The following is a 26,925-nucleotide window of genomic DNA, read 5'->3' as shown; positions in this document are numbered from 1 at the left end:
TTGCTCTCCGGCCGTCAGACCGACGCGGGGAACCGCTGCCACACGCGGTGAGCGGCGAGCAGTCCCGTGAGCTCGGACAGCACCTGCCCGGCGTCGTCACCGACGACGACCCCCGGCGCGTCCGCGGGCAGCCGGGCCGCCTCCAGGGCCGTCGCGCCCTCGCCCGTCGCGCAGACCGCCTTGCCGTGGCGGTACGCCTCGGTGAGCAGCAACGACACCCGAGGGTCGAGGAGCGGGGCGTCGGTCGCGACGTGGCCGGCCTTCGCGTCCCGTACCCCCTGCGCGTCGAGGCCCGGAGCGGGGCAGGCGGCGACGTACAGGGCGTCGAACTCGGTGGACCGGGCCGCGGCGAACGTGCGCTGCACCGCGACCGCCTCTCCGTCGGCGTCGAGGGTGCCCCCGGTCGCGGCGATCACCAGCGGGACCGTGCCCGCGGCGAGCGCGGCCTCGCGGAACGCGCGTACCGCCTCCATGCCGCTCGCGTCCGTCTCGTCGGCGACGATGCCGATGACACGCCCGTCGAGCGGCCACGTCTCGCCGAGCTGGGAGAGCGCGGGGCTGGGCCGGACATCGGCGAACGGCACCGTCGCCGGCGGCACGGGCAGGCCGAGACCCGTGGCGACGCCCTCGCACAGGACGGGGTCGATGTTGGCCAGGACGGTCAGGGCCCGCTCCTTCACCGCCTGTTCGTAGCACTTGCTCAGCTCGAAGGTGTAGGCCGCGATGATGTGCTCCCGCTCCGTCGGCGTCATGCTCAGCCAGAAGAGCCGGGGCTGCCCGAAGTGGTCGGAGAACGACTGGGGCGCCTCACGTCCCTTGGTCGACGCCGGGACGGGGACGGGCGCCTCGATGTACGCGCCGGTGTCCGCACCGGCGAGGAACGGGCAGCCGCCGTCCAGGGAGTTGGGGTGGTAGGGCGCGACACCGGTGTGGACGGCCGTCTGATGCATCCCGTCCCGCAGCATGTCGTTGACCGGGGCGTGCGGACGGTTGATGGGGATCTGGCCGAAGTTGGGGCCGCCGAGCCTGCTGATCTGGGTGTCCAGATACGAGAAGAGACGCCCGGCCAGCAGGGGGTCGTCCGTGACGTCGATGCCGGGCACGAGGTGGCCGGGGTGGAAGGCGACCTGTTCCGTCTCGGCGAAGTAGTTCTTGGTGTTCGCGTTGAGGGTGAGCAGACCGACCGGCTGCACGGGCGCGAGTTCCTCCGGCACGATCTTCGTCGGGTCGAGCAGGTCGATGCCCTCGAAGGTCTGCTCAGGGGTGTCGGGGAAGGTCTGGACGCCGAGCTCCCACTCCGGGTAGGCACCCGCCTCGATGGCGTCGAACAGGTCCCGCCGGTGGAAGTCGGGGTCCATGCCGTTGATGAGCTGCGCCTCCTCCCAGACCAGGGAGTGCACGCCCAGGCGGGGCTTCCAGTGGAACTTGACGAGGGTCGTCGTGCCGTCGTGGCCGACGAGGCGGAAGGTGTGGACGCCGAAGCCCTCCATCATCCGGTAGGAGCGGGGGATGCCGCGGTCGGACATGTTCCACAGGGTGTGGTGGGTGGCCTCGGTGTGCAGCGACACGAAGTCCCAGAAGGTGTCGTGGGCGCTCTGCGCCTGCGGGATCTCCCGGTCGGGATGCGGCTTGCCGGCGTGGATGACGTCGGGGAACTTGATGGCGTCCTGGATGAAGAAGACCGGGATGTTGTTCCCGACGAGGTCGAACGTCCCCTCCTCGGTGTAGAACTTCGTCGCGAACCCGCGGGTGTCGCGGACGGTGTCGGCCGAGCCGCGCGAGCCGAGGACGGTGGAGAACCGGACGAACACGGGCGTCTCGACGTCTTCGGCGAGGAACGCGGCCTTCGTCAGACGGCTCGCCGTCCCGTAGCTCCGGAACACGCCGTGGGCCGCCGCACCGCGCGCGTGGACCACGCGCTCCGGGATGCGTTCGTGGTCGAAGTGGGTGATCTTCTCGCGCAGGTGGTGGTCCTGGAGCAGGACGGGTCCACGGCTGCCGGCCTTGAGCGAGTGGTCGGTCTCGTACAGCCGGGCGCCCTGCGCGGTGGTGAGGTACGCGCCGCTCTGGGCCGACCGGGCGGGGTCCTCCCCGGTGGCCTGGCCCGTGGGGCTGACCGTCTCCGGGCCGCTCTGGTCGGGCTTGGGCGGCAGCGGGCCGTGGGGCTGCGTGGGCTCCTCTAGGGACGAGGGCTTGGCCCCGGGCCGCCCGGGGACGCCGGACTCGGGAGAAGGACCCGGGTTCGGGTTCGCTGTCATGGAGACGCTCCTGTTCGGGTGGATGTCGTGCTCTCCCACATGTGCCCCGTCGCGAATGACCCGAACATACGAGATTGAGCCGATATGAGCGACTCCGTGATCCCAGGCGTCGCGGTTCAGGTGGCGGGCCGTCAGGGCCGGGGCACGGCTCGGGCCGTGCCCGGCTGACCGGCCACCAGGATTCGACCCACGACCTGACCCACCGCCGGACACCCACCGCCACCCGGGAGCCACCCGACGGGAGCAGACCCGGGCAACCCGTTCAGCGCAGCGAACGAGCCCGGAGCCGGCGCGCGGCCATGACCGGGCGGTGCGAGCGAAGGGCGGCGCGGGCGGCGTTCGCACCGGGTGCGCCGTGGACGCCGCCGCCCGGGTGGGCGGTGGCCGAGGCGATATAGAGGCCGCGGATCGGGGTCCCCGGGCGCCCGGTGCCGGGGACGGGGCGGAACACCAGCTGCTGGTGGAGACTGGTGGTGCCCTGGTTGACGGCGCCTCCGACGAGGGCGGCGTCGAGCCGCTCCAGATCGGGCGGCGCCAGGACGCGCCGGGCCAGGATCGACGCGCGGAAGCCGGGGGCGAGCCGTTCGATGCCCGCCTCCACACGCGCCGCGACCACGTCCTTCTCCCGCTCGTCCCACACCCCTCGCAGACCGTCGTCCCCGCCGTCGCCCCGGATCTCCTGCGGCACGTGCGTATAGCCCCAGGCCGACTCCGTACCGGCGGGGGAGCGGGTCGCGTCGGCCGTGGTCATCTGGCCGAGGACGGTGAACGGCACGTCGGGCACGCGCCCCATCGCGAGCTGGGCGCCGTAGCGGGTGAGCGCGTCGACGCCGTCGGCGACATGGACCGTCCCGGCCCCGTACGCCCCCTCGGCCGTCCACGGGATCGGCCGGGCGAGGGCCCAGTCGACCTTCACCGTGGAGAAGTCCCACTGGAAGCGGCGCAGATCCGACCGCAGCCCCGGCGGCACGTCCTCCGCCGCCATCAGGCGCCCGTACAGCAGCGGGGCGGGCACGTCGGCGAGCACGGCGCGGCGCGCGGGCACCTCGCTGCCGTCCTCGGTCCGTACGGCGACGGCCCGGCCACCACGGACGACGACGCGCGTGACCGTACGCCCGCACAGGACGACCCCGCCGCGGGCCTGGAGCCGCCGGACCAGCGCGCGGGTGAGGCTCGCCGCCCCGCCGGTGGGCACGGGGAACCCGTACGCCTGGCCGAGCATGGACATGAGCCAGCCGAAGCCGCCCCCCAGAGCGGACTCGGGCCCCAGGTCGGCGTGGAGGGCGTTGCCCGCGATCAGCAGCCTGCCGCCTGCGCCGGCGAAGTGCTCCTCGCCGAACCGCCGGGCCGGCAGGAGCATCGTCCGGGCCAGCCGGAGGCCGTCGGACGGGCCGGTGCGGGCGACGAGCCGCAGCCCCGACAGCACCGGGGGGAAGGGGGTGAAGAGGCACCCCAGCAGATCGTCGCCGACGCGCCGCCAGATGCGGTGGAGACGCTCCCAGGCCACCCCGTCGGCCGCGGCGAACGCCGCCACCGACGCGATCGTGCTCTCGACGTCCCGGGAGAGCACCGGACACCGGCCGTCGGGCAGCGGGTGGGCGAGGACGGTCGGCGCGTGCGTCCAGCGCAGCCCCTGCTCCTCGAGCCGCATGGCCCGGATCACCGGGGAGGCGGCGGCCAGCGGGTAGAACGCGCTGAACAGGTCGTGCACGTAGTCGGGATGGACTCCGCGGTCGCTGCGGACCGCTCCGCCCGGTTCGTCCTGTGCCTCCAGGACGACGACCCGCCATCCGGCGTCCGCGAGGACGTTGGCCGCCACGAGCCCGTTGGGGCCGGCGCCGACGACCACCGCGTCAGGCATCGACACGAGGACCGCCCTGCCCCGGACCCGCCTCGGCGTCCGAGCCGGCCATCGAAGCCGGATCCGTCTCCGGCTCGGACTCCACGAGCCGGGCCAACCGGGCCAGCATGGCGCGGTGCCGCAGCTGGATCGCGGCGTCGAACAAGACGTTGTGCAGGCGCGCGACCGGCCCGCTCAGCGGGTGTTCGTCGACGACGACGAGGGTGTCCTCACCCCAGGAGTGGACCTTGATGGCGATGCGGACGCTGCCCGTCCTGCCGCTCATGGACTCGAGTTCGAGGCGCTGCCCGGGCTCGAAGACACGCGAGATGGTGCGGTTCTTGTACTCGAACGGCCCCAGCCGGACGGCGTAACCGATCTCCGAACCCTCGGCGGGCCATCGCCCGTCCCGGTTCCATGATTCGTCGGTGCCGACCACCCAGCGGGCGTAGAGGTCGCCGTCGCGCAGCACCGACCAGACCTCGGCGGGGGGCTTGCGGATGAGCTGATGGCGCACGGCCATGAGAGGCCTCCTGTGGCTCGTGGGGGGGGTGACCGGTCACCCGTCACCGTCACCGTGCAGCGCCGCCGTGGCGCCGGACGGGGCGTAGAGGGTGCCGGTCGTGAGAGGGGTCTCGCCGGGGGGTGACAGATAGTGGTGCCCCGTACGGCGGCCGATGACGGTGCGGACGAGGCCGGGGGCCACGGCGTACCCCCAGGTGAGGGCGAGAGCGGGGGCTCCGACGGTCACGCGTCGCCTGCGGTGCCGCGCGGCGCGGACGACACTTTCCGCCACGCGTTCCGGGCTCATGAGCAGGGGCAGGGTCCGCAGCCGGCGGCCGGTGTGGTTGGCGGCGTGCCGGAAGAACGGGGTGTCCACGCCCGCCGGCAGCACGCTGCACACACGGACACCGCGCGCCCCGGCGAGCGCCAGCTCCTGCCGGAGGGCGCTGTCGAACGTGATCAGAGCGGCCTTGGACATGGCGTACGCCGACATGTAGGGCGCCTGCACGACGCCTCCGAGGACGGAGGAGACGTCGATGAGCATGCCGTGGCCCTGGCGGCGCATGACGGGGAGGGCGGCCCGCGCCCCATGGACCACACCCATCACGTTCACGTCGAAGAGCCGGCGCACGTCCTCCGGGGGCGTCCCGTCGGCCCCGCCGAGGATGCCGACGCCCGCCGCGCTCACCCAGACGTCGATCCGGCCGTACCGCGCGAGCGCCGCGGCCGCCAGAGCCTCCACGGCCCCGGAGTCGGCGACGTCGGTGGGAACGGCCAGCGCGCCGGCCGAAGGATGCGCGGCCGCGCACTGCCGGGCCACGTCCTCCAGGACGACGGTGCTCCGCGCGGCGAGCACGACCCGGGCGCCGAGCCGGGCGAAGGCGAGCGCCACCGCGCGCCCGATCCCGCTCGAAGCGCCGGTGACCACGACCACCGGCCCTCGGACCGACTGTGAGCCACGCCTTCTCATGCCCCGGCGTCTGACCCCTTCCGGGGCACTTCATGCGCGTGGGGCGAGGGTTTCACCTGAGGCGACCCGAGTCCGCAGGCTTCCCACGGACCGGCGGCCGAGTACGACCGCTCGGCCATCAGGCCCGGACTCGGCCCGGCGTCGTCAGCGTGCCCACGCCGGGCCCCGTGAGCTCGTCGCGCCCCACAGGCCGCCCGCAGACGGCGAGGAGCAGCGAGAGGACCGGCCCTTCGACCTCGGACCCGGTCCCCACGGCCAGGTCGGCGTCCGTGGCCGTGAGGCGGACGCCGGTCAGCAGGTCCTTGGCCCCGCCGAAGGACGCCGGGGTACGGGCCTGCAGCCGCAGCGATCTGACGACGGCCTCCTGCGGGTAGGGGCGGCTCAGCCCGAGGGGCCGACGGATGTCCTCGCCGTGGACGACCTCCTCGACGAGCCGACTGTCGAGGGGCGCCGGAGGCGTCGACGTCCGCGACGCGACCCGACGGAGCCGCTCCAGGGTCCCTTCCGGTGAGACCGCGCGCTCGCGCTCCACCCCGAGGGCGTTCTGCCGGTCGAAGTCGAACCGCGCCCGTAGGAGACCCAGCACGAACCCGAGGCGGGTCGTGCGGGCCGTGTCGACCAGATGGGCGACCACGTCGTGCACGGTCCACCCGTCACACAGCGACGGCCGGTCCCACTGCGCGTCGTCGAGGCGCTCCAGGTCCGCGATGAGCGCCGCGCGCTCCGCGTGCACCATCGACCAGACGTCCTGTGCCACGGCTGCTCCTTCGTCGCATCCTTCGTCGGACGGGATGTGCTGAGAGGGAGGACCCGAGAAACGGAGGAAACTCATCGGGGTACGGCGGGGCGATCGGGACCGCCGACTCACCCTTAGGCCCTTGGGGCGTGTCGGGAGTCCCCCAGGGGTGGCGTCGGGGGGGCAGGGGGCCCACTCGTGCTTGCGAAGCCCGAGGCTACGCTCGTCGGCAGGCTGAACGCTGGTCGCAACCGCGCCCGCTGCCCGCGCAGGACACTCGCCCCTGGCACTAGGGCACGGTGATCAGCCACGCTCAAGACCCACTTGCGATGTACGGGCCCAGGGGCGTCTCGTCGATCAGGCCGGGCTCGCGACGCGGCCTGATCGACACGACACCCCCTAGTACTGCAACGGTCTTTGTCGTGACGGTTGGGCAGATGGTTCGTTGGTCTGGTCATGGGTGGGGAACTGTCTGATGCCCGGTCGTGGGCGGGTGAACTGAGGGCTCTGCATGAGCGGTTCGTGCATCGTTTCGCCAGGTCAGAGCCGCGTGAGTCGGCGCTCGCGTACATGCGGGGGCTGATCGCTCCGCTGGAGCGGAAGAACGGCTGGACGCTGGCGGAGGAGGCCGGACACGCGGGTCCGGACCGGATTCACCGGCTGCTGAACCGGATCGACTGGGATGCGGACGAGGTCCTGGACGACGTGCGTGAGTACGTCGTGGAGCAACTCGGCGAACCGGAGGCGGTGCTGATCGTCGACGACACCGGGTTCCTGAAGAAGGGGACATGGTCGGCCGGGGTCCAGCGGCAGTACTCCGGTACCGCCGGGCGGACGGAGAACTGCCAGGTCGGCGTGTTCCTCGCCTATGCCACCGGCCGCGGCCGCACGTTGATCGACCGGCGTCTTTACCTGCCGGCCTCCTGGACCGACGACCGGGAAAGGTGCCGGCGGGCCGGCATCGGCGACGGCGTCGTCTTCGAGACCAAGGTCGCGATGGCCCGGGCGATGGTCCGCCGGGCGATCGAGGAGAAGATCCCGTTCGGCTGGGTGACCGCGGACGCCGGCTACGGCTACTCCAAGAGCTGGCGGACCGAGCTCGAGCGGGCGGACGTCTTCCACGTCATGGCCACCACCCGCCACGACACCGTCGTCACCCGCTGGGCCCTCGACCACCCTGTCCACGACCTGTTCCACGATCTGCCCCGGCAGAAGTGGAAGCGCCGGTCCTGAGGCAACGGGTCGCACGGGTCCCGGGTGTTCGACTGGGCACGGGTCGAGGTCCGGCCCTGGCACCGGGACGACCGCCGGCACTGGGTGATCGCCCGCCGTAGTGTCCGCCGGCCCGAGGAGATCTCCTACTACATCGCCTACTGCCCCGCCGAGACCACGCTCGACCAGCTGATCCATGTTGCCGGCAGCCGGTGGGCGGTTGAGGAGTGCTTCCAGACCGCGAAACAGGAGTGCGGTCTGGACGACTACCAGGTCCGGCGCTATCCCGGCTGGCACCGGCACATCACCCTGGCCATGGCCGCCCACGCCTGCCTGACCGTCCTGCGGGCCCGCGAGCTCGATGCCGGGAAAGCAGAAACGGATCCTCCGGCCTCGTCCCGCTGAGCCTTCCCGAACTCAGACGTCTGATCCACCGCCTCACCCACCGCCGTCCCGTCCCGGCCGACCACATCCTGCACTGGTCGACCTGGCGCCGCCGACGACAACACCAAGCCCGGATCAGCCACTACAAACGACGCGGCCACACACCACCACAAGCCGATAAACCATCACGAAAAAGACCGTTGCAGTACTAGGCCGTGTATCGAAAACGCTGCTCGCGGTGCTCATCGGTGGCTGCGGGCAGCGCTGGACGCACGAGCCGGGGATGGCACACGCCACCTCTCCAGTCGCAGAATTGAACACGTTCAACGCGTCTGACAAGGTATCTCTCCGCGGCCCACTCCTATCGGTTGGTCGATGCGGGCTGAGGGCGGGAGGTCCTGGTGGCGGGTGGAAGCAGGCTGCGTGCGGGGGTGGCGGACCTCGGTGGCTTGATGGTGGTTTTGGCTGTTCTGACGGCGTGTGCCGGCCCCTATCAGTACGACGAGGGAACAGGGATCCATGACGCCACGGCGGCCGAAGTCGCTGGGGGCTGGGAAAACGTCGAGGGGACTCGCGTGGTGCTTCGCAAAGACGGAACGGCTCTTTTCGAAAGGCTCGACGGGCAGGACTTCGACTTCGAGGACGGCTGGCGCCTCTCCGGTACGGGAACCTGGCAACTGACCGACGACGGCGGACAGGTCGTCCGACTCGCGCTGACAGCCCGGACCCGAGTGGAGAGCCGTTCCCCCGCGACGGCCACTGACGCCTCGACTCCTGAACCCCCATCGACATACGCGTGGTCCTTCTATGTGGACCGCGATCAGCACGACGAGTTGAAGCTGCTCTTCTTCTACGGCGATCCCGGCATCGGGAACACATACGTGATGACGCGTGAGACAGGGTCATAGCCATTCGTTGATCGCTGTGACCAGCACAGTCGCCTCGTAGCGGACCGCGAGCTTGTCGTAGCGCGTGGCAACAGCGCGGTTCCTCTTGCGGTTGATCCCGCACTCGACCGCATGGCGCTCGCGGTAGCCGACCGGGTCGAAGTGCGGAGGCCGGCCGCCGCGGGAGCCGAGTTTCTGGCGGTTGCGTGCTTGGTCGGCCTTGTCTGGGATGGTGCAGCGGATCCCGCGGCGGCGCAGGTAGGCGCGGTTCTTGCGGGAGGCGTACGTCTTGTCAGCCGCACGCGATCGGGGCGGACGCGTGGCCGGCCCGGCCCGATGCGGGGCACGCGGATCTTTTCGAGCACGGGTTCGAACTGCGGCGAGTCCCCGCGCTGCCCTGCGGTCACCACTATCGACATGGGCTTCTGGCCCTGCTCGACGGCGAGGTGCAGCTTGGTGGTGAACCCGCCGCGCGAGCGGCCCAGTCCGTGATCATCGGGCTCGGTAGACACGCCGCCCGGCGGTTCCTTCTGCAGGTCACCACGCGTCCGGGCCCCGGCCGCATGCTGATGAGCGCGGCACACCATGGAGTCGACGCTCAGGTCCCACGTGATAGCACCTTCCGCGTCGGCCAGGGACTGAAGACGGGTGAGGATCCGCTGCCAGAGGCCGGCCCGCTGCCACCGGCGGAACAGGTCGTAGATCCGGCCCCACGGCCCGTACTCGACGGGCACGTCCCGCCACGGAACACCGGTCCGGACTCGGAACCGTATGCCATCGATCAACCGCCGCCGAGGCCAGACCGGCGGTCGCCCCACCTTCGTGCCCTTCGGCAACAACGGCTCCAGCACCGCCCACTGCTCGTCCGTGAGATCTCCCCGCCCCATGAACCGAGATCATTCACAGCCCAAGATCCACTTTCGATACACGGCCTAGGAGTATCTCCAGGACCAGGCCGGGGGCGGTGAGGTGGTCGGCGAGCGCGGTGAGCTCGGCGGCGTCGCGGCCGAGCCGCTTCATCTCGTAGACGGTGAGGATGACCCGGCAGTGCGGGGCATGCGCCTTGACCTCGCGGGCGGCGCCGAGGGCGGCCTCGAACTGGGGGCGGACCCGGATGTGGGTGCTGATCTTCTGGCCGCGAGCTGAGTGACGACGTCCTCGCACTCCCGGCCGGACTCGACCATCTCGATCACGGCGGCCAGCTGTCCCTGCGCCCGCCTGAGGCGGTTTCAGGACCGACTGCATCGATTCTTCGTCCACCTGCACCGGAATTCGCCCCCTTCGCCCCCCACCAGGCACGCCTTGAAGCAAGCGTCTTACACTATTTCGATGCCGCATCCTGGTGGACACGGACCATCGGCCGAGGGCGGGACGTCCTTGAGCGCCTCCGTATTCGGGTGGCGACCGCGATGGTCACCCCGGCTCCGAGGACGGCCCAAGTGGCGGGGTGGGTCCGGACGGCGGTGTCCAGCTGCTGGGCGAGGACGAAGACGCCCATGACGACGACGAACCAGCCGAACGCCTTGCGCAGCGCGTCCTGCGGGATGCGTCCGGCGAGGCGGGCGCCGATCAGGCTGCCGATCACAGCCGCCACGGTCACGGTCAGGGCGATGCCCCAGTCGACGGAGACGCCGGAGAGGTGGCCGGCGAGTCCGGCGAAGGACTTCATCGCGATGACCAGCAGCGAGGTGCCGACCGCGATGCCCATCGGCAGTCCGCCGAGTATGGCCAGGGCTGGAACGACGAGGAATCCACCGCCGGAACCGACCAGGCCGGTCACGGCGCCGACGACGAGACCCTCGACCGCGATGTGCTTCAGCGGCAGGTCGCTGTGGGCGGGCCGGGCCTTCTTCGCCCCGTCACGCGGCTTGCGGAGCATCGCGTAGGCGGTGGCGAGCATCATCAGCGCGAACGCGATGAGCAGGACGGTGCCGGGGATGTACTCGGCGACGCGGCCGCCGACGTAGGCACCGGCCATGCTGAAGGCGCCGAAGAGCAGCCCGGTCCTCCACCGCACTCGGTGGGCCCGCGCGTGAGGGATGAGGGCGGCGAGGCTGGTGACGCCGACGACGAACAGCGACGTGGCGATGGCCTCCTTGGTGTCCTGTCCGACGAGGTAGACCAGGATCGGGACAGTGAGGATGGACCCGCCGCCGCCGAGGATGCCGAGGCTGACGCCGATGAGCAGAGAGACCGCGACGATGAGGGCGGTCACGACGCGCTCCGCAGCTCCGCGATCACGGTGCGGACGTCGGTGCGCGGGCCGCGGTTGTACGGGAGCTTGGACAGCAGCATGCCCATGGCGCAGGAGTTGCTCAGCGCCGCGTAGGTCAGGCCGGCGCCGATCGCCGTGCCGATGAGGTGGGCACCGGGGACGGCGATGCCGATGAGGCCGGTGGCCAGGACGACCGAGCCCGCGACGAGGCGGACCTGGCGCTCCATGTCCCACCGCTCGGGGCCCCGCTCCACGGGAGCGCTCGTCGCCTCCCAGGCGGTGATCCCGCCCTCCAGGACACGGAGGTTGGGCAGACCGGCCTGTGCGAGGGCCTGCTCGGCCTCCTTCGCCCGCTGTCCGGAACGGCAGACGAGCACCACCTCCTCGTCCAGGTGCGAACGCAGCTCCGCGCGGTGCTCGCGCAGGGTGCTCAGCGGCACGTTGTACGAGCCGGCGATGTGGGCGGTGCGGAACTCGCCCGGGGTGCGCACGTCGAGCAGGCGCGGGGCGTGGCCCTCCTGGACGAGACGGTGCAGGACGGCGGGGCTGATCGACTGGATGGTGCGCTCGGCGCTCATGCGGGACTCCGGAAGGTTTATACGGGTGGGGGTATGCAGTACACCGTGGGCCGTGGCGACGACCCAGGCAGACAGGGGTGAGGGGCCGGTCGCGGGCGGGGCAGTGCGGCCCCGCCCGCGACGGGGCGGAGGAGCGGGGCATAGCGCACCCCCGGCTCCGGCGCGGGCCGGCGGTGCACGGCGGGAAAAGCCCGGATGTTCCGTGCCCGTCGGCGGTTGGTGAGCGGTCGGGCGGTCAGACCTCGGCGGATCCGGCCGCGAGGGCCCAGGCGGCCCAGCCGCCGAGGATGTCGGAGACGTCCTCGATGCCGCGGTGGCGCAGCAGGCTGGCGGCGATGGAGGAGCGGTGGCCGCCCGCGCAGTGCAGGACCAGCGGCCGGTCGGTGGGGAGTTCGCCGATCCGGGAGGACAGTTCGCTCAGCGGGATGTGCAGGGCCTCGGGGATGAAGCCGTTGGCCTCGCGCTCGCCGCAGGTGCGGACGTCGACAACGAGCGGCGGGTTGTTTCCGGCGAGGACGGTCTTGAGGTGGGTGGCGGTGAGGCGGCTGGCGGGGGTGACCTCACCCTCCATCACCCGCAGGGCGTCCTGGGGATTGCGGACGTAGCCCACGACACGGTCGAAGCCGATGCGGGCGAGGCGGGTGACGACCTCCTCCTCCCGGTTCTGAGGCGCCATCACCACCAGTTCCTCCGCGGGGTCCAGGACGGTGCCGGCCTGTTCGGCGAACCGGCCGTCGGCCGGCACGTTCACCGCACCGGTCAGGTGCCCGGCCGCGAACTCCTGCGGATCACGCGCGTCGACCGCCACGGCGCCACCTGCCCGCAGTCCGGCGAACTCCTCCAGGGACAGCGGACGGGCCGTGGCTGCGGAGTCGTACAGGGGCCGCTCCCTGCGGTTGAGGTCGGCGTCGTAGGCGAAGTAGCCCGGTGCGGCGGACTGGCCCGCCGTCACCAGCGCGACGAACTCCTCCCGACCCATCGGGGCGCAGGCGTAGTTGGTCGCCCGCTGTTCCCCGATCGTGGAGGACTTCTCCGTCGACAGGTTCTTCCCGCAGGCCGAGCCGGCGCCGTGGGCGGGGAAGACCCGGACCTCGTCCGCGAGGCCCATCAGCTTGTTCTGCACACTGTCGTGCAGCATTCCGCCCAGCTCCTCGGCCGTCACGCCCACCGACGCCAGCAGGTCGGGGCGGCCGACATCACCGATGAACAGCGCGTCACCCGTCAGGACCCCGTACGGGACGGCGTCGACGGCGTGTTCGTAGACGAGGACGCTGATCGACTCCGGGGTGTGCCCCGGTGTCTCCATGACCTCCAGCACCACATCGCCCAGGGTGATCCGCTCGCCCTCGGCGAGGTGACGGACCGGGTACTCCGTCTCCGCCCGCGAGCCGTAACCGATCCACGCGCCGGTCTCGTCGGCCATCTCCAGGTGGCCGGCGACGAAGTCCGCGTGGAAGTGGGTGTTGATCACGCCGACCACGGTCAACCCGTGCGCCCGCGCATCGGCGAGGTATTCCGACACGTCCCGGCGCGGGTCCACGACGACCGCCTGACCGGTCTGCTCGTCGGCGATCATGTACGACGCCTGGGACAGGCAGTCGAGGTAGTACTGGGCGAAGAACACGGCGAACCTTTCGACGGAGAAAGCGGTCGCGGAGCGGAAGCCACGCGAGACGGGAAGAAGTGCGCTGAGGGTGGGCGGCCGGCCGTTCAGGCGGCCCGGACATCCGTGCCGCGCACGACCGGGCGACCGGCACGGGCCCACCCGGAGGTGCCGCCCGCGACCGAGACCGCGCGGAGGCCGGCGGCTTCCAGGTGCTCCGCGGCCCAGGCGCTCCGGTTGCCGCTCGCGCAGATCACGTAGACGAGCCGGTCGGCGGGGAGCGCGGCGAGGTGGGCGCCGAGCTCGGAGAGCGGTGCGGTGCGCACCCCCGGTACGTGACCGGCGCGGTACTCGTCCGGTTCCCGTACGTCGATGGCGAAGGCGCCCTCCGCCAGTTCGGAGGCGAAGACGTCCAGATCCACTTCACGCATGGAAGGTCACCCTTTCGGATACCCCCCGGGGTACTTACGACGCCGACTGTAGGCAGAGGCGGCGAGAGAAGTCAAATACCCCTAGGGGTATCCCCCGTCACGGTCCCCACTTCTGCGGGAAGGGGCGGAGAAAATACCCGTGGGGGTATGGTGGTCTGCGGATATCGGAGTGGATAGGAGAGATCGAGATGACACGAGGGATCACGGCGAGGCGGCGCTCGCCCCCCGTCGCCCCCTCGCCCGGCGCCGTGCGGCTGGGCCTTCGGGAGAACCGGGCGCAGTTCGTCCTGCTCGTCCTCGTCACGGCGGCGGTCGGGGCGCTCGTCGGTCTGGAGCGGACGACGGTCCCCCTGATCGGCACCGAGGTCTTCAGGCTCGCCGGGAACCTGGCCGTCTTCTCGTTCATCGTCGCCTTCGGCCTCGCCAAGGCGCTCACGAACCTTGCCGCCGGTGTGCTCACCGCCCGTTTCCGGCGCAGGCAGCTCCTGCTGGCGGGCTGGCTGATCGGCGCACCCGTGCCGTTCGTCCTCGCGTGGGCGCCTTCGTGGTGGTGGATCGTGGCCGCGAACGTCCTGCTCGGCGTCAACCAGGGGCTGACGTGGTCGATGACCGTCAATATGAAGATCGACCTCGTGGGACCCGGCCGCCGGGGGCTCGCCACCGGCCTCAATGAGGCCGCCGGCTACGTCTCGGTCGGTGCCACCGCCCTGCTCACCGGCTATCTCGCCAACCATTACGGGCTGCGCCCCGCCCCCGAGCTCATCGGCGTGGTCTTCCTCGCCGCCGGATTCGGACTGTCCCTCCTGGCCAAGGACACCGCCGCCCACCTGGCCCTCGAACTCTCCCGCCACCCGGCGCCCCCGGGCGGCGAGAACGGCAGGCCGTCCTTCAAGGAGACCTTCGCCCGTACGTCATGGCGCGACCGGTCGCTACGTGGTGCCAGCCAGGCGGGTCTGGTCAACAACCTCAACGACGGCCTGACCTGGGGCGTCTTTCCGCTTCTCTTCGCCGATCACGGACTCGGCATCGCCGCGATCGGCCTGATCAAGGGGCTCTACCCGCTCGTGTGGGGCATAGGCCAGATCCCGGCCGGCCACCTCGCCGACAGGGTCGGCCGCAAGCCGCTCGTCGTGACGGGCATGCTGGTCCAGGCGGCGGCACTCCTCCTCGCCCTCCTCCTCGACCGCCCTCTTCTCGCCGGAGTCCTCTCCGCCTTCGGCCTGGGTCTCGGCACCGCGCTGGTCTATCCGGCGCTCATCGCCGCCGTCTCCGACCACGCCCACCCCTCCTGGCGGGCCCACGCCCTCGGCACCTACCGGTTCTGGCGCGACATGGGCTACGCCCTCGGCGCCCTGACGGCGGGCGTCCTCGCCGACGCGCTGGGCCTGGATGCCACTGTCCTCGCCGCCACCGTCCTCACCGCGGCCTCGGGCCTCCTCGCCGCCCGCTGGATGACCGACCACCCCCGAACCTGACCGACACACGTTCCGCCAGGGCCCCCTCGGGGCGGCCCTGGCCGAGGCGCCGGGCGGACGGAGTACGAAGGGTCCAGTAGGGTGAGCCGCCGCCGTGCCCCGCCTCCGCGCACCGGCGGGCACCGCTGACCAATCGCGTACGGAATCCCGGGTGCCGGGTGGTCAACGCCCCGGGTTGTTTCATAGGCGGTCGCTCGTGAAACACCCATGATCTGCCGTTCCGGGAACCGCTCCCAGCAGGCCGCGCACCTGCTCGCCGAGAGCGGTGTTGCGGCGGTCGACGTCACGGGCGGGATGTGCGCCTGGGCCGATCCGGGTCTGCCCGTGAAGGACGCGCACGGGGCGGCGGGCACGGTCATATGACCGCGTTCGTTCTCGTGCTGCTCGCCGGGGCTCTGGTAGGTCTCGCCCTGGGCACTTGGGGCTGGCGGGAGCATCCTGACCGTCCCCGCCCTGATCTACCTGCTCGGCTTCAGCCCGGCCGAGGCCACTACCGCCAGCCTGATCATCGTGATCGTCACCTCGCTCACCGCGCCGCTGGCTCCCGCCCGGGCGGGAATGGTGCGCTGGCGGGCCGGTCTGCTGTTCGCCGCGGCGGCCGGTCTGCTGTCCGCACGCATTCCCGCCGCTGTGCCGACCATGGCATTCGCAGCCCTCGCCATGTTCGCCGGGCTGCGCATGCTGCGCCGGCGGACACCGTCCGAGGACGCGACGGCGTCGGCGCCCCGCGCTACGGGAGCGGGGGCCGCGCTGGGCGCGGTGACCGGATTCCTCGGCGTCGGCGGTGGCTTCCTCGCCGTCCCTGCCCTGGTGGCGGCACTGGCGGCACCGATGAGCGCCGCCGTCGGCACCAGCCTGCCGGTCATCATCGCCAACGAGGCGGTCGCCCTCTCGGCCCGCGCGTCCACCCAGGTCAGCCTGGATCATGCCGTTCATCGCGACGGCGGTCCTGGGCGCCTGCGACGGCAAGCGGCTGTCCGCGAAGGACCAGCCCGCCGGCCTGCAGAGGGTCTTCGGCACGCTGCTGCTGACCGTGGCCGCCGTGATGGCGACCGGCGTCCTGCTGTGGAAGACCCGTGGGGCCAGCCGCGGACGCCCCGTTGTCGGTGCGTTTGCGGCAGGCCCCACGGGATGCGAAAACTCTCAGGCCAGGGAAAGGAACAGCTTCTCCAGCCGGGAGCGCATCTGCGCGGAGTCCTGTACCTGCGGGTCCTCGCTGGTCATGCACTGCTGCAGGCCCGTCGCGATGATCGAGAACCCTGCCCGGTCCAGCGCCTTGGAGACCGCCGACAGCTGCGTGACGACGTCCTCGCAGTCCCGACCCTCCTCGATCATCTTTATCACTCCCGCGAGCTGACCCTGCGCCCGCCGCAGCCGGTTCAGCGCCGCCTTCAGTTCCTCGGCACTCATGTCGAGTTGCACACCAACCTCCTCACATACCCCCATGGGTATCCTACCGTGGGAGGAACCGCCCAGAAAGGGCGAGTCCGAGGGCGCCGAGCTGGTCCTCCATTATTTCGCGGTAGTGCTGGCGCAGTTCACCGCGCTGTCCGAAGAAGATCTTCCGGGCGAGGCGGTGGCGGGCAGGTCATAGCCGCGGACCTCACCGGTTGCCAGCGAGCCGGCCACCCGCAGCATGTCGCCCCGGTGCGCGCGGACGCGGTCCAGGCGGACCGTGTGCCGGGAGGCGTCCTGGAGGGGCGCGTAGTCGGCGCTGGCGTGGGTGCGCCACAGGCGGGCGTCGCCGATGTCGGCGATCCGCGGGGCAGAAGTGGTAGCCGCAGATCGCGAACAGCCCGAACATGATGTCCGAGTACGGGGCGGTGTCCGTGATCACGGTCTCGGGCTTGGGGTCGCCGTCGAGGCTGTGGAGGGCGTCGAGGATGAACCGCTCGCCGACTCCGGATGCCGCACCGTCGCCAGCAGCGTCGCCGTCTTCCGGCTCTCCTCCAGCTCCCGCAAGGCCGGCGCCTTCGAGCCCATCCCGTACCGGGCCAGCCCCGCCATCCGCGCCGCCGGCACCACCGACACCGGCACCAGGTGCGCACCCAGCCCGCGGCCCCTCCAGCGACGCCCACACCCGCGCCGCCAAAAACCCGCGCACCTCCGCCTCCGCCGGGAACTCTCGGTAGGCGTACGCGCCCCGGATCTCCCACGCGTGCTCATACCGGCTCTGCCGCCGCGCCTCGTAGCGAACCGGCCGTAGCGCGAGACCTGGTCATCAGAGAGAAATTCAACTGGCATGACCCGGAACGTAAGGGCCCTGATCAGCGGAAACAGGGCCAGTCATCGAGCCGGAATCAAGATCGGCCAGATGTCGCTACTGACCGTTCCGATCCTCCCCAAGGGCCCCATCGATCAGGGTCTACGTCATGGCCCGCGGCCACCGCACGATTTCAAGAGTCCACACCATCCCTTGATCATCTCGCGGGCCGTCACGCTGCCAGCGGCGGAAGAGTCCATAGACCGTCTGCCACGGCCCGTACTCCTGCGGCAGATCCCTCCACAGAGCACGGGTCCGCACTCGCCACCGGATCCCATCGATCAGCCTCCGCCGACTCACCGCCGGCCTTCCCGATACGGCAACCGGCAGCAACGGCTCCAGCACCGCCCACTGCCTGTCAGAAAGATCCCCTCGCCCCACACCGCGATCATCACGATGCGAGGCGCGGAGCAGAGCCGACTTTCAGAACACGGCCTAGTACGCGTTGCGCCGCCGGAGCCGGGCCGGGCGTCCGTCCGGGTCGACCAGGAGGCGGTACGGAGGCATGGCGAGGCCGCGCGTCACGCGGGACATGTCGGGCGGGCGGTACGCGCGCAGGCGGCCGGGCGGTCTCCGGCCGTGGCGTCCGCTCTCGTACCAGGCGTCCAGGGCGGCGGCGCTGGCGGCGAAGGTGTCGAAGGCCTGCGCCGGATCGCACAGGTCATCCGCCGAGGAGGGCGAGTTCGGATCCCCGCCCCCCACGTGTTCGAGGGACAGCTCCAGCCGCAGGTCCCGCGCGAAACCGCGGGCGCGGTCCCCGAGCCCACCGGGGTCGTGCGGGGGCCGCGGGTCCGCACGGTCGTCGAGGACCACGCAGTTGAGCTCCGAATCATGGGTCCAGGAACGAAGGTTGATGTTGTCGGAGCCGACCGATGCCCACACGTCGTCGATCACGCACACCTTGGCGTGCACGTACACGGGAGTCCCGTCGGCGTTCTCGAGCCCATAGACCGCCACCCGGTCGCCACCCGCGCGGCGCAGCCTCTCCAGTGCCGTGACCCGCCCGACCAGGTTCATCGGCAGGGCGAGCCGGCCGTCCTGCTCGGGGACGGTGGGGATGACGGCGATCAGCCGCAGACCGGGATTCTCGTACAGAGCCCGCGCGAAGAACCCGACGACGTTCGGGGACCACAGGTACTGGTCCTCCAGGTAGATGAGCGACCGCGCCCGGCGCAGGGCCTTGAGATAGCTGCGCGCGATGCTGCGTTCGCCGTCGGGGGCGAAGGGATACCCGCGCAGCATCCGGTTCGGGTAGGTGCGCAGCACCTGCACGGCGTGGCTGCCGCAGGGCTCGGGATCGGGCAGCTGCGGCGGCATGGGGTCGGCTTCGGTGTCCTCGTGGTGCATGATCTCGCGGAGCCGGACCAGTGGGCTCCGGCTGAGCGGCGAGGGGTCCTCCCAGCGCTCGCGGAAGTTGGCCTCCAGATCCCCGACCGCCGGGCCGCGGATGGCCAGCTGCACGTCGTGCCAAGGGGGCCGGGAGCCGTACGCCGAGGCGAACGGCACCGTCTGGGGGTCACCGTGGTGGGAGGCGTCGTCGTTGCGGCTGTGGCACAGGTCGATGCCGCCGATGTACGCGATGTCGAGTTCCGGCCGGCCGGGGTGGCGTAGGACGACGAGCTTCTGGTGATGGGAGCCGCCGGGCCGTACCCGCATGTCCAGCAGACACTCGGCACCGGCCTCCGCCAGCTCCTCTCCGAGGTGACGGTTCTCCCTCTCGCTGAACTGCAGTTTGTCCAGGTGGGAGCGCCACACGAGCCCCTTCACGATCACCCCGCGCGCCGCCGCCTCGCCCAGGACGGTGCTGATCTCCGTACCCGCGCCGCCGAGGCGCTCGTCTGGGTCGCCGCGCCAGTCGGTGAAGAGCAGGAGATCCCCGGACCGCTGCGCCCTCACCCGCCGGAGCAGCTCACCGAAGTACGCGGTGCCGTGGACCAGCGGTCGGACGTCGTTGCCGCGGGTCCACGCGGCGCCGTCGGCGTGTCGCCGGTCCAGGCGGGTCGAGCGGTTCCCGCGCTGGCCCGCGGTGAGCATCCAGTCGCTGTACTCCACGATGACCTCCCCTCTGGCGGCTACCCGCTTCTCGCGAAGCCGACGCGTCCCCCATGTCACCACCCCGGGCGGATACCTCACCGCCGGACGCAGGAAAATCTATGTCGGCCAGAGTAGACATTGCGTGGCGGCGTCGCTATGGTTTCTCTCGTAGCCCAGAGAGACGACAGGGCCTGGCAGAGATGAACTGCCGGCCGGAAGTACCCAGCAGTACACGCAGTGGCACAACGCAGGACGGTGCGGCGGCGGAGCCTCGAAGCCAGGGTGGTTGCAGGACGGCGACGGGACTGGCGGCCGGACCGGGTGGCCCGCAGTGATCAGGGGCCGCCGTGAGCGGGACCGCGGTCATGGCAGTGGCGGTACCCGTGGAGGCAGTACACGCAGTACCCAGCAGTGAGGTCAGTGAGCAGGACCCCGGTGAAGGCGTCGGCTGCGGACGCGCGCACCGGGAGGCTCGACGGTGGGGGATCCACTGAGCGGTCGGCAGTGCCCCATCTGGTAAGTAGTGGATCACTAGGGAAGAACGGAGGAGCCCAACGCCATCAGGATCGCCCGGGCGGAAGTCTGAACCCGGGTACCGCAGGACATCGACAGTGAGGTGGTCTCCGGTCAAGCAACCGCGATCCCCGCACCCCCGACAGCGTCTCGGTCGGGTCTGCGGAAACAATGAGCCGGCGCAGTATCAGGACCGGCAGATGGTGTAGCAGTTCCTTCGGGGCCCTGGTGCCGTACGGCACCAGGGCCCCCTGTCCGCGTTTCAGAGAGGTGCAAATGACAGCAGACGACTCGTACGGCCGTCTTGACGACGACGACTACCCTGCCTACACGATGGGCCGGGCCGCCGAGATGCTCGGCACCACCCAGGGCTTCCTCCGCGCCATCGGAGAGGCCCGCCTCATCACCCCGCTCCGCTCGGCGGGCGGCCACCGCCGCTACTCCCGCTACCAGCTGCGCATCGCCGCCCGCGCCCGCGAGCTGGTCGACCAGGGGACGCCCATCGAGGCCGCCTGTCGCATCATCGTCCTGGAAGACCAGCTCGAAGAGGCGCAGCGCATCAACGCCGAATACCGCCGCGCCGCGGAAGCCGCCGCCCCGCCGGCCGAAGGCTGAGTCGGTGCGCCACAGACGGCGGGTACCGCCGACACCAGCGCGGGCCCCGGCCGCCCGGTTCAGCCCACGGCACGATCACCGGCGTCGCCACCGCCGTCCCTGAGATCTCCCTGCCGGCCGTCGCGATCGGCGTCCCTGTCCCGGGTCAGGCCGCCCGTCGCGAGACCGACGTACCGGTCGTGGTCCGCGCCATGGGATTCCCGGACGACGGCGTCCCAGCCGCGGACGCCGTCGTCATCGCGGCCCGCGTCGTCGGTCGAAGACCGGCGTGCGACCGCCCCGGCCACCACGCCGCGCCCGGTGGCCCGCCATCCGCCGACCAGCGGCGGAAGCGGGTGCGCAGGCGGGCCCAGGACGACCCGTACCGCGTAGGCACGCCCCGCCGAGCCACCCCCGCCCGGACCTTCCAGCCGGACGAAGTCCACTCGGCACGGGCCCGGGGTCAGTTCATGACGACGTGCCACCCGCCCTTGATCCACCAGTCAAGATCACAGAGCGGCAGGGCCTAGCCCCTCGCCTCAAACGCCACCGTACGAGTCGATGCTGACCGAGTAGCCGGCCCCGGTGGTGAGGTCGGGGCGGCTTCCGTGACCGTCCTCCGCGAGGCGCTCGGCGGTGAGGAAGACGATCCACAGGGTCATGTCCTCTCTGGTGAAGCTCAGGTCGCCGGGCAGGGCTTCGGGGTCAGGAATCCATCCGTCGCGTACCGCGGCCGTCCGGTAGTGCGCGGCCACGTCGGCCCGTGTACCGGGGAAGGCGTAAGTCCGGCCGGCGTACACCACGACGTCGCCGCTGTCCGCCCAGCAGCCGGCGTCCACCTCCTCGAACCCCCGGGCGACGGTCGCCCCGTCGGGCCGGGAGTCGAGGATGTCGAGCGCCGCCATCTCCCGCACCCGGTCGTCGGTCCCCTCGCAGTCCCTGGCGAGTTCCAGCAGCGCGCAGCCGGTGAGCGTTGCGGCGGCGAGCGCGGTCGACAGGAGCAGGGATATGGGGCGGGTGGTGCCTGTCCGCAGGGGCAAAGCGGGCTCCAGGGTGAAGGCCGGGGCGGAGGAGGAAGGCCGCCGGACAAAGAACGTCATCCGTGCCGGCTCCGGAGCGGGCACGGCCCAGTTCTACCAGCAGCCGTGACCCTCACTCCTGCTGTGAACGCGGCACGATGACGACACCTCCTGGGCGCCCTGACGTGCGCCGACCTTCGTGTTCTTCGGGAGGAGGAGTCCGCTGCGGGTGCCGCCCGGGTCACCGCTGCCGACGTGGGTGCCGAGGCATGCCCGGCGTGCGGGTCGACGCGCACACGGTCGACGTACGGAAACGGGCACCACGAAGGGCTTCGTACTTCCTCCCTAGCGCTGTACCCGGAGGCTCCTCGATGGGCGTTGGTGACCTCCCAGGAAAAGGGATGCAGAGGACGCCGGAGCGGAGGCATAGGCTCCGTTCGTTCATCAGGGGAGGTCACCACCACGCTCCACGTGTACGAGGACCCGCGGTGCCCGGTGGTCGAGGAGTACGAGACGACGGGCGTCGAAGGCATCGAGAAGCCGCTGCTGCTCCGCCAGACCCGCGCCCGGTACACGTTCGCCACGTTCAAGGACGAACGGCTCGGCGGCGACGGCTCGAAGCGGGCGGTCAACGCGCTCCGCGCGGCCCTGGAGCAGCAGAAGTTCGTCGAGTACCACCGGGTGCTCTTCGACAACCAGGCCACGGTCGAGGCCTCCGGGGGCTTCACCACCGACCGCCTGCTGAAGCTTGCGGCGCAGGTCCCCGGGCTGCGCGGCGAGGCCTTCGACGCGGCCGTCAGGACCATGAAGTACCGCGCCTTCGTCACCGCCTCGGACCGCGCCTTCGACATGGCCGGCGAAAACATCAGCGACTGGGGGACACCCTCCCTCCTCGTCGACGGCCACTGGCTGGAGGGCAGCCTGTACGGGGTGGCCTTCGATGCGGACCTGCTCGGCATGATGGTGACCGACCTGCACCGGAGGCCGTCGAGGTGGGAGTCCTACTACGTGCCCCTCGGTGAGACGTTGGACGCGAAGCGGGAGGCGGAGGAGGCCGCGCAGTCGTAGAAGGCCTCCGGAGTCCACGGGCCGACGGCCTGAGGGTGAAGGACATCGTTGCGGAATCCCCGGGTAGGCGACGGGTACATGACCCACGCGGGCAGTACACCGCCGCACAAGGAGGAACGATGTCCGGACTGATCACCCGCATCAAGCAGTTCACCCGCAGCCCACAGGGACAGCGGACGATCGCGTCGGCCCGGCGCGCCGCCGCCGACCCGCGGAAGCGGGAGCAGGCGCGCAGGCTGCTCGGGCGGCTGCGCGGGCGACGGTGACGACAAGGCCGGAGGGCAGGCACTCGGCCGGGTCGGGGCTCTCGCGATGGGAACGAGCCCTGGAACGCTGGCAGAAGCGCCTGCTCTCCAAGGTCCGCCACCGCGAACAGGTCGAACTGGTCGCCGCCCTGCACCACGAGTGCGACGACCACGCCGTCGTGTGCAGCGAGAGCAGGGTGGTCGTTCCGAACGCCTACGAGGTGGAGCTCGACGCCAAGGTGCACGAGGAGCTGATGCGCCGCGGTCAGCGTGACGTGGGCGAGGCGTTGACGGACGACCTGGCACGCCACGGGGAGCGGATGGGCTACGAGTGGGCAGGACCGCTGACGGTACGTGTGACCCCGGCCGAGCGCCCGCCCGGCGACCCGTACCGGGTGAGCAGCAGCCCCATGCCCCACGTACGGGCGGACGCCTTCCCGACTGAGGGCTGAGGGCCGAAGGCAGCGGCCGCATCCGGGACGCGGCCGTGGGCGGAGGCAATGCGGAGGCATCGGTACGGGCGGGCCTGCCCATGGGTGCCGCCCGGGCTGCCCGCCCTGTCGGACAGAGCAGCGGTCCTCTCGGATCACGTCGTGGGAAGCGGGCGCGGGACGCTCGAAATCCGCGTTCATGACGCCGGTGGCAGAAATTTCGGCTTGGGACAGGGCTTCGCTCCGCCCGGCCGGAGGAGATAATGATCGTGACAGTCGCCCCGCCACCGAGCCGGCTCCGGATGCGAGCCGGGGACGGTGGGGTGCACCTTCGACGTTGTCTCCGAGACGCTGTCTCCGAGGGGAGCCGTTCATGACCACGGCGAAAGACCTGTTCATCATCGCCATGGACCCGAGCCCGGAGCACGCCGTGGGACAGGGCGATCTGTCGCTCGGACTCGCGGCGGCCGAGCTGATCGATCTCCTCGGTACGGCGGTCGTGACCGTGGACGGTGACCACATCGTGCCGGGTGGCATGTCGACGCCGGACGACCGGCTCCTCGAAGAGGCCGCGGCACAGCTCACCCGGCAGCCGCCGTACGAGCGGATCGAGGACTGGCTGTGGCGCCGGGGCCGCGACCTCTCGGCCGCGTACCAGACCGCGTTGGAAGAGGACGGCGAGCTGACGCGGAAGCGAAGCGGCCGGTTGCCCTTCGGCAAGGAGCGCGTGGAACCGGTCGATACGCCCGCCCGCCGCAGGGCGGCCGACCGCTGGCAGGAGAAGGACCCCGTCCTGGCCGCCCTCGCCTCGGTCGTGGGCCTCGACGGTGGACGATCCGACGACGATCCCGGACTCGAAGACGAAGCGGTGACGACCGTCGTGGCCGCGGCCCACGACGCGGTGATGGAGTTGGAGGCCGTACGCCAGCGGCGCACCATCGAGAACGCGGCCTTCGCCAACCTCTGGCGCGGCCCGTGAGGCCATCGGCCGCCGGCGACGTCCGAACCCGCACGGGTCGGGGGCCGAACGAGCCCTCACTCTCGTACGAAGAGGGGAGGGGCACGGTGTCCCGGCGCAGCGCCATGACCCCGATCGGCCACGAAAGACGGCGCCGCCGCCCCGATCCGCTCCGGCCACCGAAGCGAAGCCCCGGTCGGCGCACGGCTTCAGCCACCCGGCGGCGGCGAAGGCGCTGGAGCCGGGAGTCTGCCACAAGGCGTTGTCAGACCCCCACGGCATGATGCGTGCATGACCGCACTTCCCGCCGTTGAGGCGTACTCTGCCCTGCCCTCGACCACCGCGTACGAGACCGCCCTGGCCCAGCTTGGTGAAGCGTCGCGCGCCTATTACGGCGGCGAGAACAGTCCCATGGACGACGCCTCGTACGACGGGCTGCGCCGTGCCGTACTCGCCTGGGAGGCGACGCATCCCGACACCACGGCAGGGTCGACGACCGGCCTCGTCGCCGACGGCGCTGCCGGGGGAGACATCCCGCACACCACCCGCCTCCTCAGCCTCGACAACGTCTTCAGCCCCGAGCAGCTGACGGGCTGGGAAGCATCGCTGAAGAGACGCCTGGGCCGCGACGCCGAGGGCGGGTTCACCGTGGAGCCGAAGCTCGACGGCGCGGCCGTCGCCGCACGCTACCGGGACGGCCGGCTGGTGCAGATCATCACCCGGGGGGACGGCACCCACGGGGAGGACGTCAGCCACGTGATCGGATCCGTCCACGGGCTGCCCGAGCAGCTCGACCGCCCGCTCACGTTCGAGGCCCGGGGCGAGATCCTGTTCACCCAGGCCCAGTTCGAGACCGCGAACGAGGTGCGCACCGCGCACGGGGCGCCGCCGTTCGCGAACCCGCGCAACGGTGCGGCCGGCACCTTGCGGGCGAAGGACCGGCCCTACCGCCTGGAGCTGACGTTCTGGGCGTACGGCGCGGTCGACCTCGACGGTGAATCGTTCCTGCCGGTCGGGGCGACGCATGCCGAGGTCCTGGCCGCGGTCGGCGAGGCGGGCGTACAGACGACCGCGCGGACGCCGGCGGGGCTGCATGTGGTGAGCACGATCGCCGAGGCTCAGGCGAAGGTGGAGGAGATCGCCGCGATGCGTGCCGGCCTGCCGTTCGGCATCGACGGCGTGGTCATCAAGGCGGACAGCGCCGCCGACCAGGAGGCGGCCGGAGTGGGAAGCCGCTTCCCGTACTGGGCCATCGCCTACAAGCTGCCCGCCGTGGAACGGCAGACCGTCCTGACGGACGTCGTGTGGGAGGTAGGCCGAACCGGCGTCCTCGCCCCGACCGCCGTGCTCGCTCCGGTCGACCTGGACGGCTCGACCGTGTCCCGGGCCACGCTGCACAACCCGGCCGACATCACCCGGCGAGACCTGCACCTCGGAGACACCGTCACCGTCTACAAGGCCGGCGACATCATCCCCCGTGTCCAGGCCCCCGTGATCGAGCTGCGCCCCGAGGGCGCGGTGCCGGTCCCGCTGCCCACCGAGTGCCCCCACTGCGGGGGCGAGATCGACAAGAGCCAGGAGCGGTGGCGGTGCGCGAAGGGCACGGCGTGCGCGCTCGCGCCCCTGATCGAGTACGCCGCCGGGCGCGACATCCTCGACATCGACGGCCTCGGCAAGACCTACGTCAAGGCCCTGATCGACTCCGGTCTCGTCGGGGACGTTGCGGACCTGTTCACCCTCACCGAGGAACAGCTCACGACGGCCTCGGGCAGCGCCAAGCGGGGGGCGAAGCTCGCCGAGCAGCTCGAACTGGCCAGGACCCGCCCGCTCAGCCGGGTCTTCTGCGCACTGGGCATCCCGGGGACGGGCCGCAGCATGTCGCGGAGGATCGCCGCACACTTCGGCACGATGGACGCGATCCGCGAGGCCGACACCGAGGACATGCACGGCGTCGAGGGCATCGGCACGGAGAAGGCCCCGATCGTCGTCGCCGAACTCGCCGCACTCGCGCCGGTCGTCGACAAGCTGATCGCGGCGGGCGTCAACATGGTCGAGCCGCAGCAGAACACGGGCGACACGACGGTCGGCGCGGGCCCGCTGGCGGGAAAGACCGTCGTGGTCACCGGCAAGATGACGGGCCGGCTGGACGGATTCAGCCGCACTCGACTCAACGAGCTCATCGAGCGCGCCGGCGGTCGGGCGGGCAGCAGCGTCAACGCCAAGACGTCGTACCTCGTCGCAGCCCCGTCCCCGACGGGCAAGCCGAGCTCCAAGGCGACCACGGCCCAGAAACTCGGCGTCGAAACCCTCACCCCCGAGTCGTTCGCCGAACTCATGGCCGACTACCTCGACTGACACGCACCACCAGCGCGGCCCGGGGCGTCGACACGGAGCCCGAAGGTCCTGTCGGACACATCACGACCGGACGTGGATGGACATGGCGCTGCTGTGGGCGCACCCGTACGACCAGCCGCCAGAGCTCTCGGGGAAACGGTCGGTAGGCGCCGGACTTCTGGCCCGTATTGATCGTGGCGGGTGTGGCTGTGGTCGTGGTCTGCGTCGCCAGCGTGGTGGCGTACCGGCGCGTCCGCCGGCTGACGGAACCCGTGGAGCCCCCGGGCGCTCCCGACGCCCTCAGGCTCAGCATCGCCATCCTGACGGTCTTCGGTGCGGTGCTCGCCGCAGAACTGCGGCCTTCCCGGACCGG

At 71.3% G+C, this 26,925-nt stretch carries 22 protein-coding genes and 7 pseudogenes; 11 read left to right on the top strand and 18 right to left on the bottom strand.

The window, feature by feature from the left end; all coding sequences use genetic code 11:
* Positions 1 to 14: 14 nt before the first annotated feature.
* The 5 genes from AMK29_RS21305 to AMK29_RS21285 all read right to left on the bottom strand — a co-directional run bounded on the left by AMK29_RS21305 (position 15) and on the right by AMK29_RS21285 (position 6,308).
* A complete protein-coding gene (locus AMK29_RS21305) occupies positions 15 to 2,258 on the bottom strand; it encodes a catalase (RefSeq protein WP_073815266.1) in 2,244 nt (747 codons plus the stop codon).
* 262 nt (positions 2,259 to 2,520) lie between these two features.
* On the bottom strand, positions 2,521 to 4,119 hold the full coding sequence (locus tag AMK29_RS21300; RefSeq protein ID WP_073815263.1) for a phytoene desaturase family protein: 1,599 nt from the start codon (positions 4,117 to 4,119) through the stop codon (positions 2,521 to 2,523).
* A complete protein-coding gene (locus AMK29_RS21295; RefSeq protein ID WP_073815260.1) occupies positions 4,112 to 4,621 on the bottom strand; it encodes an SRPBCC family protein in 510 nt (169 codons plus the stop codon). Before AMK29_RS21295 ends, AMK29_RS21300 begins: the two co-directional genes overlap by 8 nt.
* A gap of 36 nt (positions 4,622 to 4,657) precedes the next feature.
* Positions 4,658 to 5,536, bottom strand: a complete 879-nt coding sequence (locus AMK29_RS21290) for an SDR family NAD(P)-dependent oxidoreductase (protein WP_073815257.1) — start codon at positions 5,534 to 5,536, stop codon at positions 4,658 to 4,660.
* Between the two features lie 154 nt (positions 5,537 to 5,690).
* A complete protein-coding gene (locus AMK29_RS21285; RefSeq protein ID WP_073815826.1) occupies positions 5,691 to 6,308 on the bottom strand; it encodes a maleylpyruvate isomerase family mycothiol-dependent enzyme in 618 nt (205 codons plus the stop codon).
* Between the two features lie 456 nt (positions 6,309 to 6,764).
* On the opposite strand from AMK29_RS21285, the pseudogene AMK29_RS21280 reads away from it, so the two are divergent.
* Positions 6,765 to 7,925, top strand: a pseudogene (locus AMK29_RS21280) (IS701 family transposase).
* Between the two features lie 380 nt (positions 7,926 to 8,305).
* The gene (locus AMK29_RS21270) at positions 8,306 to 8,812 is read left to right on the top strand and encodes a hypothetical protein (RefSeq protein WP_073815254.1); all 507 of its coding nucleotides are present in this window, start codon (positions 8,306 to 8,308) and stop codon (positions 8,810 to 8,812) included.
* On the opposite strand, the gene AMK29_RS35265 is transcribed toward AMK29_RS21270, so the two are convergent.
* The 6 genes and pseudogenes from AMK29_RS35265 to AMK29_RS21230 all read right to left on the bottom strand — a co-directional run bounded on the left by AMK29_RS35265 (position 8,807) and on the right by AMK29_RS21230 (position 13,618).
* Positions 8,807 to 9,678, bottom strand: a protein-coding gene (locus AMK29_RS35265; protein ID WP_198942302.1) for an IS5 family transposase whose coding sequence is annotated in 2 segments (ribosomal slippage) — positions 8,807 to 9,090 and positions 9,090 to 9,678 — 873 coding nt in all. Because the reading frame shifts where the segments join, the coding sequence is not laid out codon by codon here. The two genes, AMK29_RS21270 and AMK29_RS35265, sit on opposite strands and share 6 nt — an antisense overlap.
* 234 nt (positions 9,679 to 9,912) lie before the next feature.
* Positions 9,913 to 9,993, bottom strand: a pseudogene (locus AMK29_RS37995) (metal-sensing transcriptional repressor); the annotation flags it as partial.
* A 119-nt stretch (positions 9,994 to 10,112) separates the two neighbouring features.
* A complete protein-coding gene (locus tag AMK29_RS21245; protein WP_073815252.1) occupies positions 10,113 to 11,006 on the bottom strand; it encodes a sulfite exporter TauE/SafE family protein in 894 nt (297 codons plus the stop codon).
* On the bottom strand, positions 11,003 to 11,584 hold the full coding sequence (locus AMK29_RS21240) for a rhodanese-like domain-containing protein (protein WP_073815249.1): 582 nt from the start codon (positions 11,582 to 11,584) through the stop codon (positions 11,003 to 11,005). The genes AMK29_RS21245 and AMK29_RS21240 overlap by 4 nt, the downstream gene beginning before the upstream one ends.
* 235 nt (positions 11,585 to 11,819) lie before the next feature.
* On the bottom strand, positions 11,820 to 13,208 hold the full coding sequence (locus AMK29_RS21235; RefSeq protein WP_073815246.1) for an MBL fold metallo-hydrolase: 1,389 nt from the start codon (positions 13,206 to 13,208) through the stop codon (positions 11,820 to 11,822).
* Between the two features lie 86 nt (positions 13,209 to 13,294).
* On the bottom strand, positions 13,295 to 13,618 hold the full coding sequence (locus AMK29_RS21230; RefSeq protein WP_073815243.1) for a rhodanese-like domain-containing protein: 324 nt from the start codon (positions 13,616 to 13,618) through the stop codon (positions 13,295 to 13,297).
* Between the two features lie 188 nt (positions 13,619 to 13,806).
* Between AMK29_RS21230 and AMK29_RS21225 the strand changes: the two genes are divergently transcribed.
* The 3 genes and pseudogenes from AMK29_RS21225 to AMK29_RS21215 all read left to right on the top strand — a co-directional run.
* Complete coding sequence (locus tag AMK29_RS21225; protein WP_073815240.1) at positions 13,807 to 15,093, top strand: MFS transporter; 1,287 nt, start codon at positions 13,807 to 13,809, stop codon at positions 15,091 to 15,093.
* Positions 15,094 to 15,300: 207 nt separating this feature from the next.
* Positions 15,301 to 15,456 (top strand): rhodanese-like domain-containing protein, encoded by a 156-nt coding sequence (locus tag AMK29_RS21220; RefSeq protein ID WP_382616135.1) that lies wholly within the window; start codon positions 15,301 to 15,303, stop codon positions 15,454 to 15,456.
* Positions 15,453 to 16,159: pseudogene (locus tag AMK29_RS21215) on the top strand (TSUP family transporter); the annotation flags it as partial. The gene AMK29_RS21220 and the pseudogene AMK29_RS21215, both read left to right, overlap by 4 nt.
* A 77-nt stretch (positions 16,160 to 16,236) precedes the next feature.
* On the opposite strand, the gene AMK29_RS21210 reads toward AMK29_RS21215, so the two are convergent.
* The 6 genes and pseudogenes from AMK29_RS21210 to AMK29_RS21190 all read right to left on the bottom strand — a co-directional run bounded on the left by AMK29_RS21210 (position 16,237) and on the right by AMK29_RS21190 (position 19,408).
* Positions 16,237 to 16,515 carry a metal-sensitive transcriptional regulator gene (locus AMK29_RS21210; RefSeq protein ID WP_073815237.1) on the bottom strand — a complete coding sequence of 93 codons (279 nt, stop codon included), beginning with the start codon at positions 16,513 to 16,515 and terminating at the stop codon, positions 16,237 to 16,239.
* 31 nt (positions 16,516 to 16,546) lie between these two features.
* Positions 16,547 to 16,666, bottom strand: a pseudogene (locus AMK29_RS37990) (hypothetical protein); the annotation flags it as partial.
* Positions 16,667 to 16,698: 32 nt separating this feature from the next.
* Positions 16,699 to 16,851 (bottom strand): annotated as a pseudogene (locus tag AMK29_RS37985) (Tn3 family transposase); the annotation flags it as partial.
* Between the two features lie 22 nt (positions 16,852 to 16,873).
* Positions 16,874 to 17,173: pseudogene (locus tag AMK29_RS37980) on the bottom strand (hypothetical protein); the annotation flags it as partial.
* A 351-nt stretch (positions 17,174 to 17,524) separates the two neighbouring features.
* A pseudogene (locus tag AMK29_RS21195) lies at positions 17,525 to 17,737 on the bottom strand (transposase); the annotation flags it as partial.
* Positions 17,738 to 17,791: 54 nt separating this feature from the next.
* The gene (locus AMK29_RS21190) at positions 17,792 to 19,408 is read right to left on the bottom strand and encodes a phospholipase D family protein (protein WP_198942301.1); all 1,617 of its coding nucleotides are present in this window, start codon (positions 19,406 to 19,408) and stop codon (positions 17,792 to 17,794) included.
* Positions 19,409 to 20,179: 771 nt separating this feature from the next.
* On the opposite strand from AMK29_RS21190, the gene AMK29_RS21185 reads away from it, so the two are divergent.
* Positions 20,180 to 20,518: a MerR family transcriptional regulator gene (locus AMK29_RS21185; protein WP_073815233.1), complete on the top strand. Its 339-nt coding sequence runs from the start codon at positions 20,180 to 20,182 to the stop codon at positions 20,516 to 20,518.
* Between the two features lie 518 nt (positions 20,519 to 21,036).
* On the opposite strand, the gene AMK29_RS21175 is transcribed toward AMK29_RS21185, so the two are convergent.
* The gene (locus AMK29_RS21175; RefSeq protein ID WP_241845604.1) at positions 21,037 to 21,597 is read right to left on the bottom strand and encodes a hypothetical protein; all 561 of its coding nucleotides are present in this window, start codon (positions 21,595 to 21,597) and stop codon (positions 21,037 to 21,039) included.
* A 390-nt stretch (positions 21,598 to 21,987) separates the two neighbouring features.
* Here AMK29_RS21175 and AMK29_RS21170 point away from each other — a divergent pair, with 390 nt between their 5' ends.
* The 5 genes from AMK29_RS21170 to ligA all read left to right on the top strand — a co-directional run bounded on the left by AMK29_RS21170 (position 21,988) and on the right by ligA (position 26,573).
* Positions 21,988 to 22,584, top strand: a complete 597-nt coding sequence (locus AMK29_RS21170; protein WP_241845602.1) for a DsbA family protein — start codon at positions 21,988 to 21,990, stop codon at positions 22,582 to 22,584.
* Positions 22,585 to 22,703: 119 nt separating this feature from the next.
* Positions 22,704 to 22,850, top strand: a complete 147-nt coding sequence (locus AMK29_RS36780; protein WP_198942300.1) for a hypothetical protein — start codon at positions 22,704 to 22,706, stop codon at positions 22,848 to 22,850.
* Positions 22,847 to 23,281, top strand: coding sequence for an FhaA domain-containing protein (locus tag AMK29_RS21165; RefSeq protein ID WP_073815227.1), 435 nt, complete (start codon positions 22,847 to 22,849; stop codon positions 23,279 to 23,281). The genes AMK29_RS36780 and AMK29_RS21165 overlap by 4 nt, the downstream gene beginning before the upstream one ends.
* 352 nt (positions 23,282 to 23,633) lie before the next feature.
* Positions 23,634 to 24,239: a GOLPH3/VPS74 family protein gene (locus AMK29_RS21160; protein WP_073815225.1), complete on the top strand. Its 606-nt coding sequence runs from the start codon at positions 23,634 to 23,636 to the stop codon at positions 24,237 to 24,239.
* 270 nt (positions 24,240 to 24,509) lie between these two features.
* Positions 24,510 to 26,573, top strand: coding sequence for an NAD-dependent DNA ligase LigA (ligA, locus tag AMK29_RS21155; RefSeq protein WP_073815223.1), 2,064 nt, complete (start codon positions 24,510 to 24,512; stop codon positions 26,571 to 26,573).
* Positions 26,574 to 26,925 lie beyond the last annotated feature (352 nt).

Origin of the sequence: Streptomyces sp. CB02261, assembly GCF_001905665.1 — a bacterium.
Classification (GTDB): Bacteria; Actinomycetota; Actinomycetes; order Streptomycetales; family Streptomycetaceae; genus Streptomyces.
This window is presented reverse-complemented; position numbering and strand designations above follow the sequence as displayed.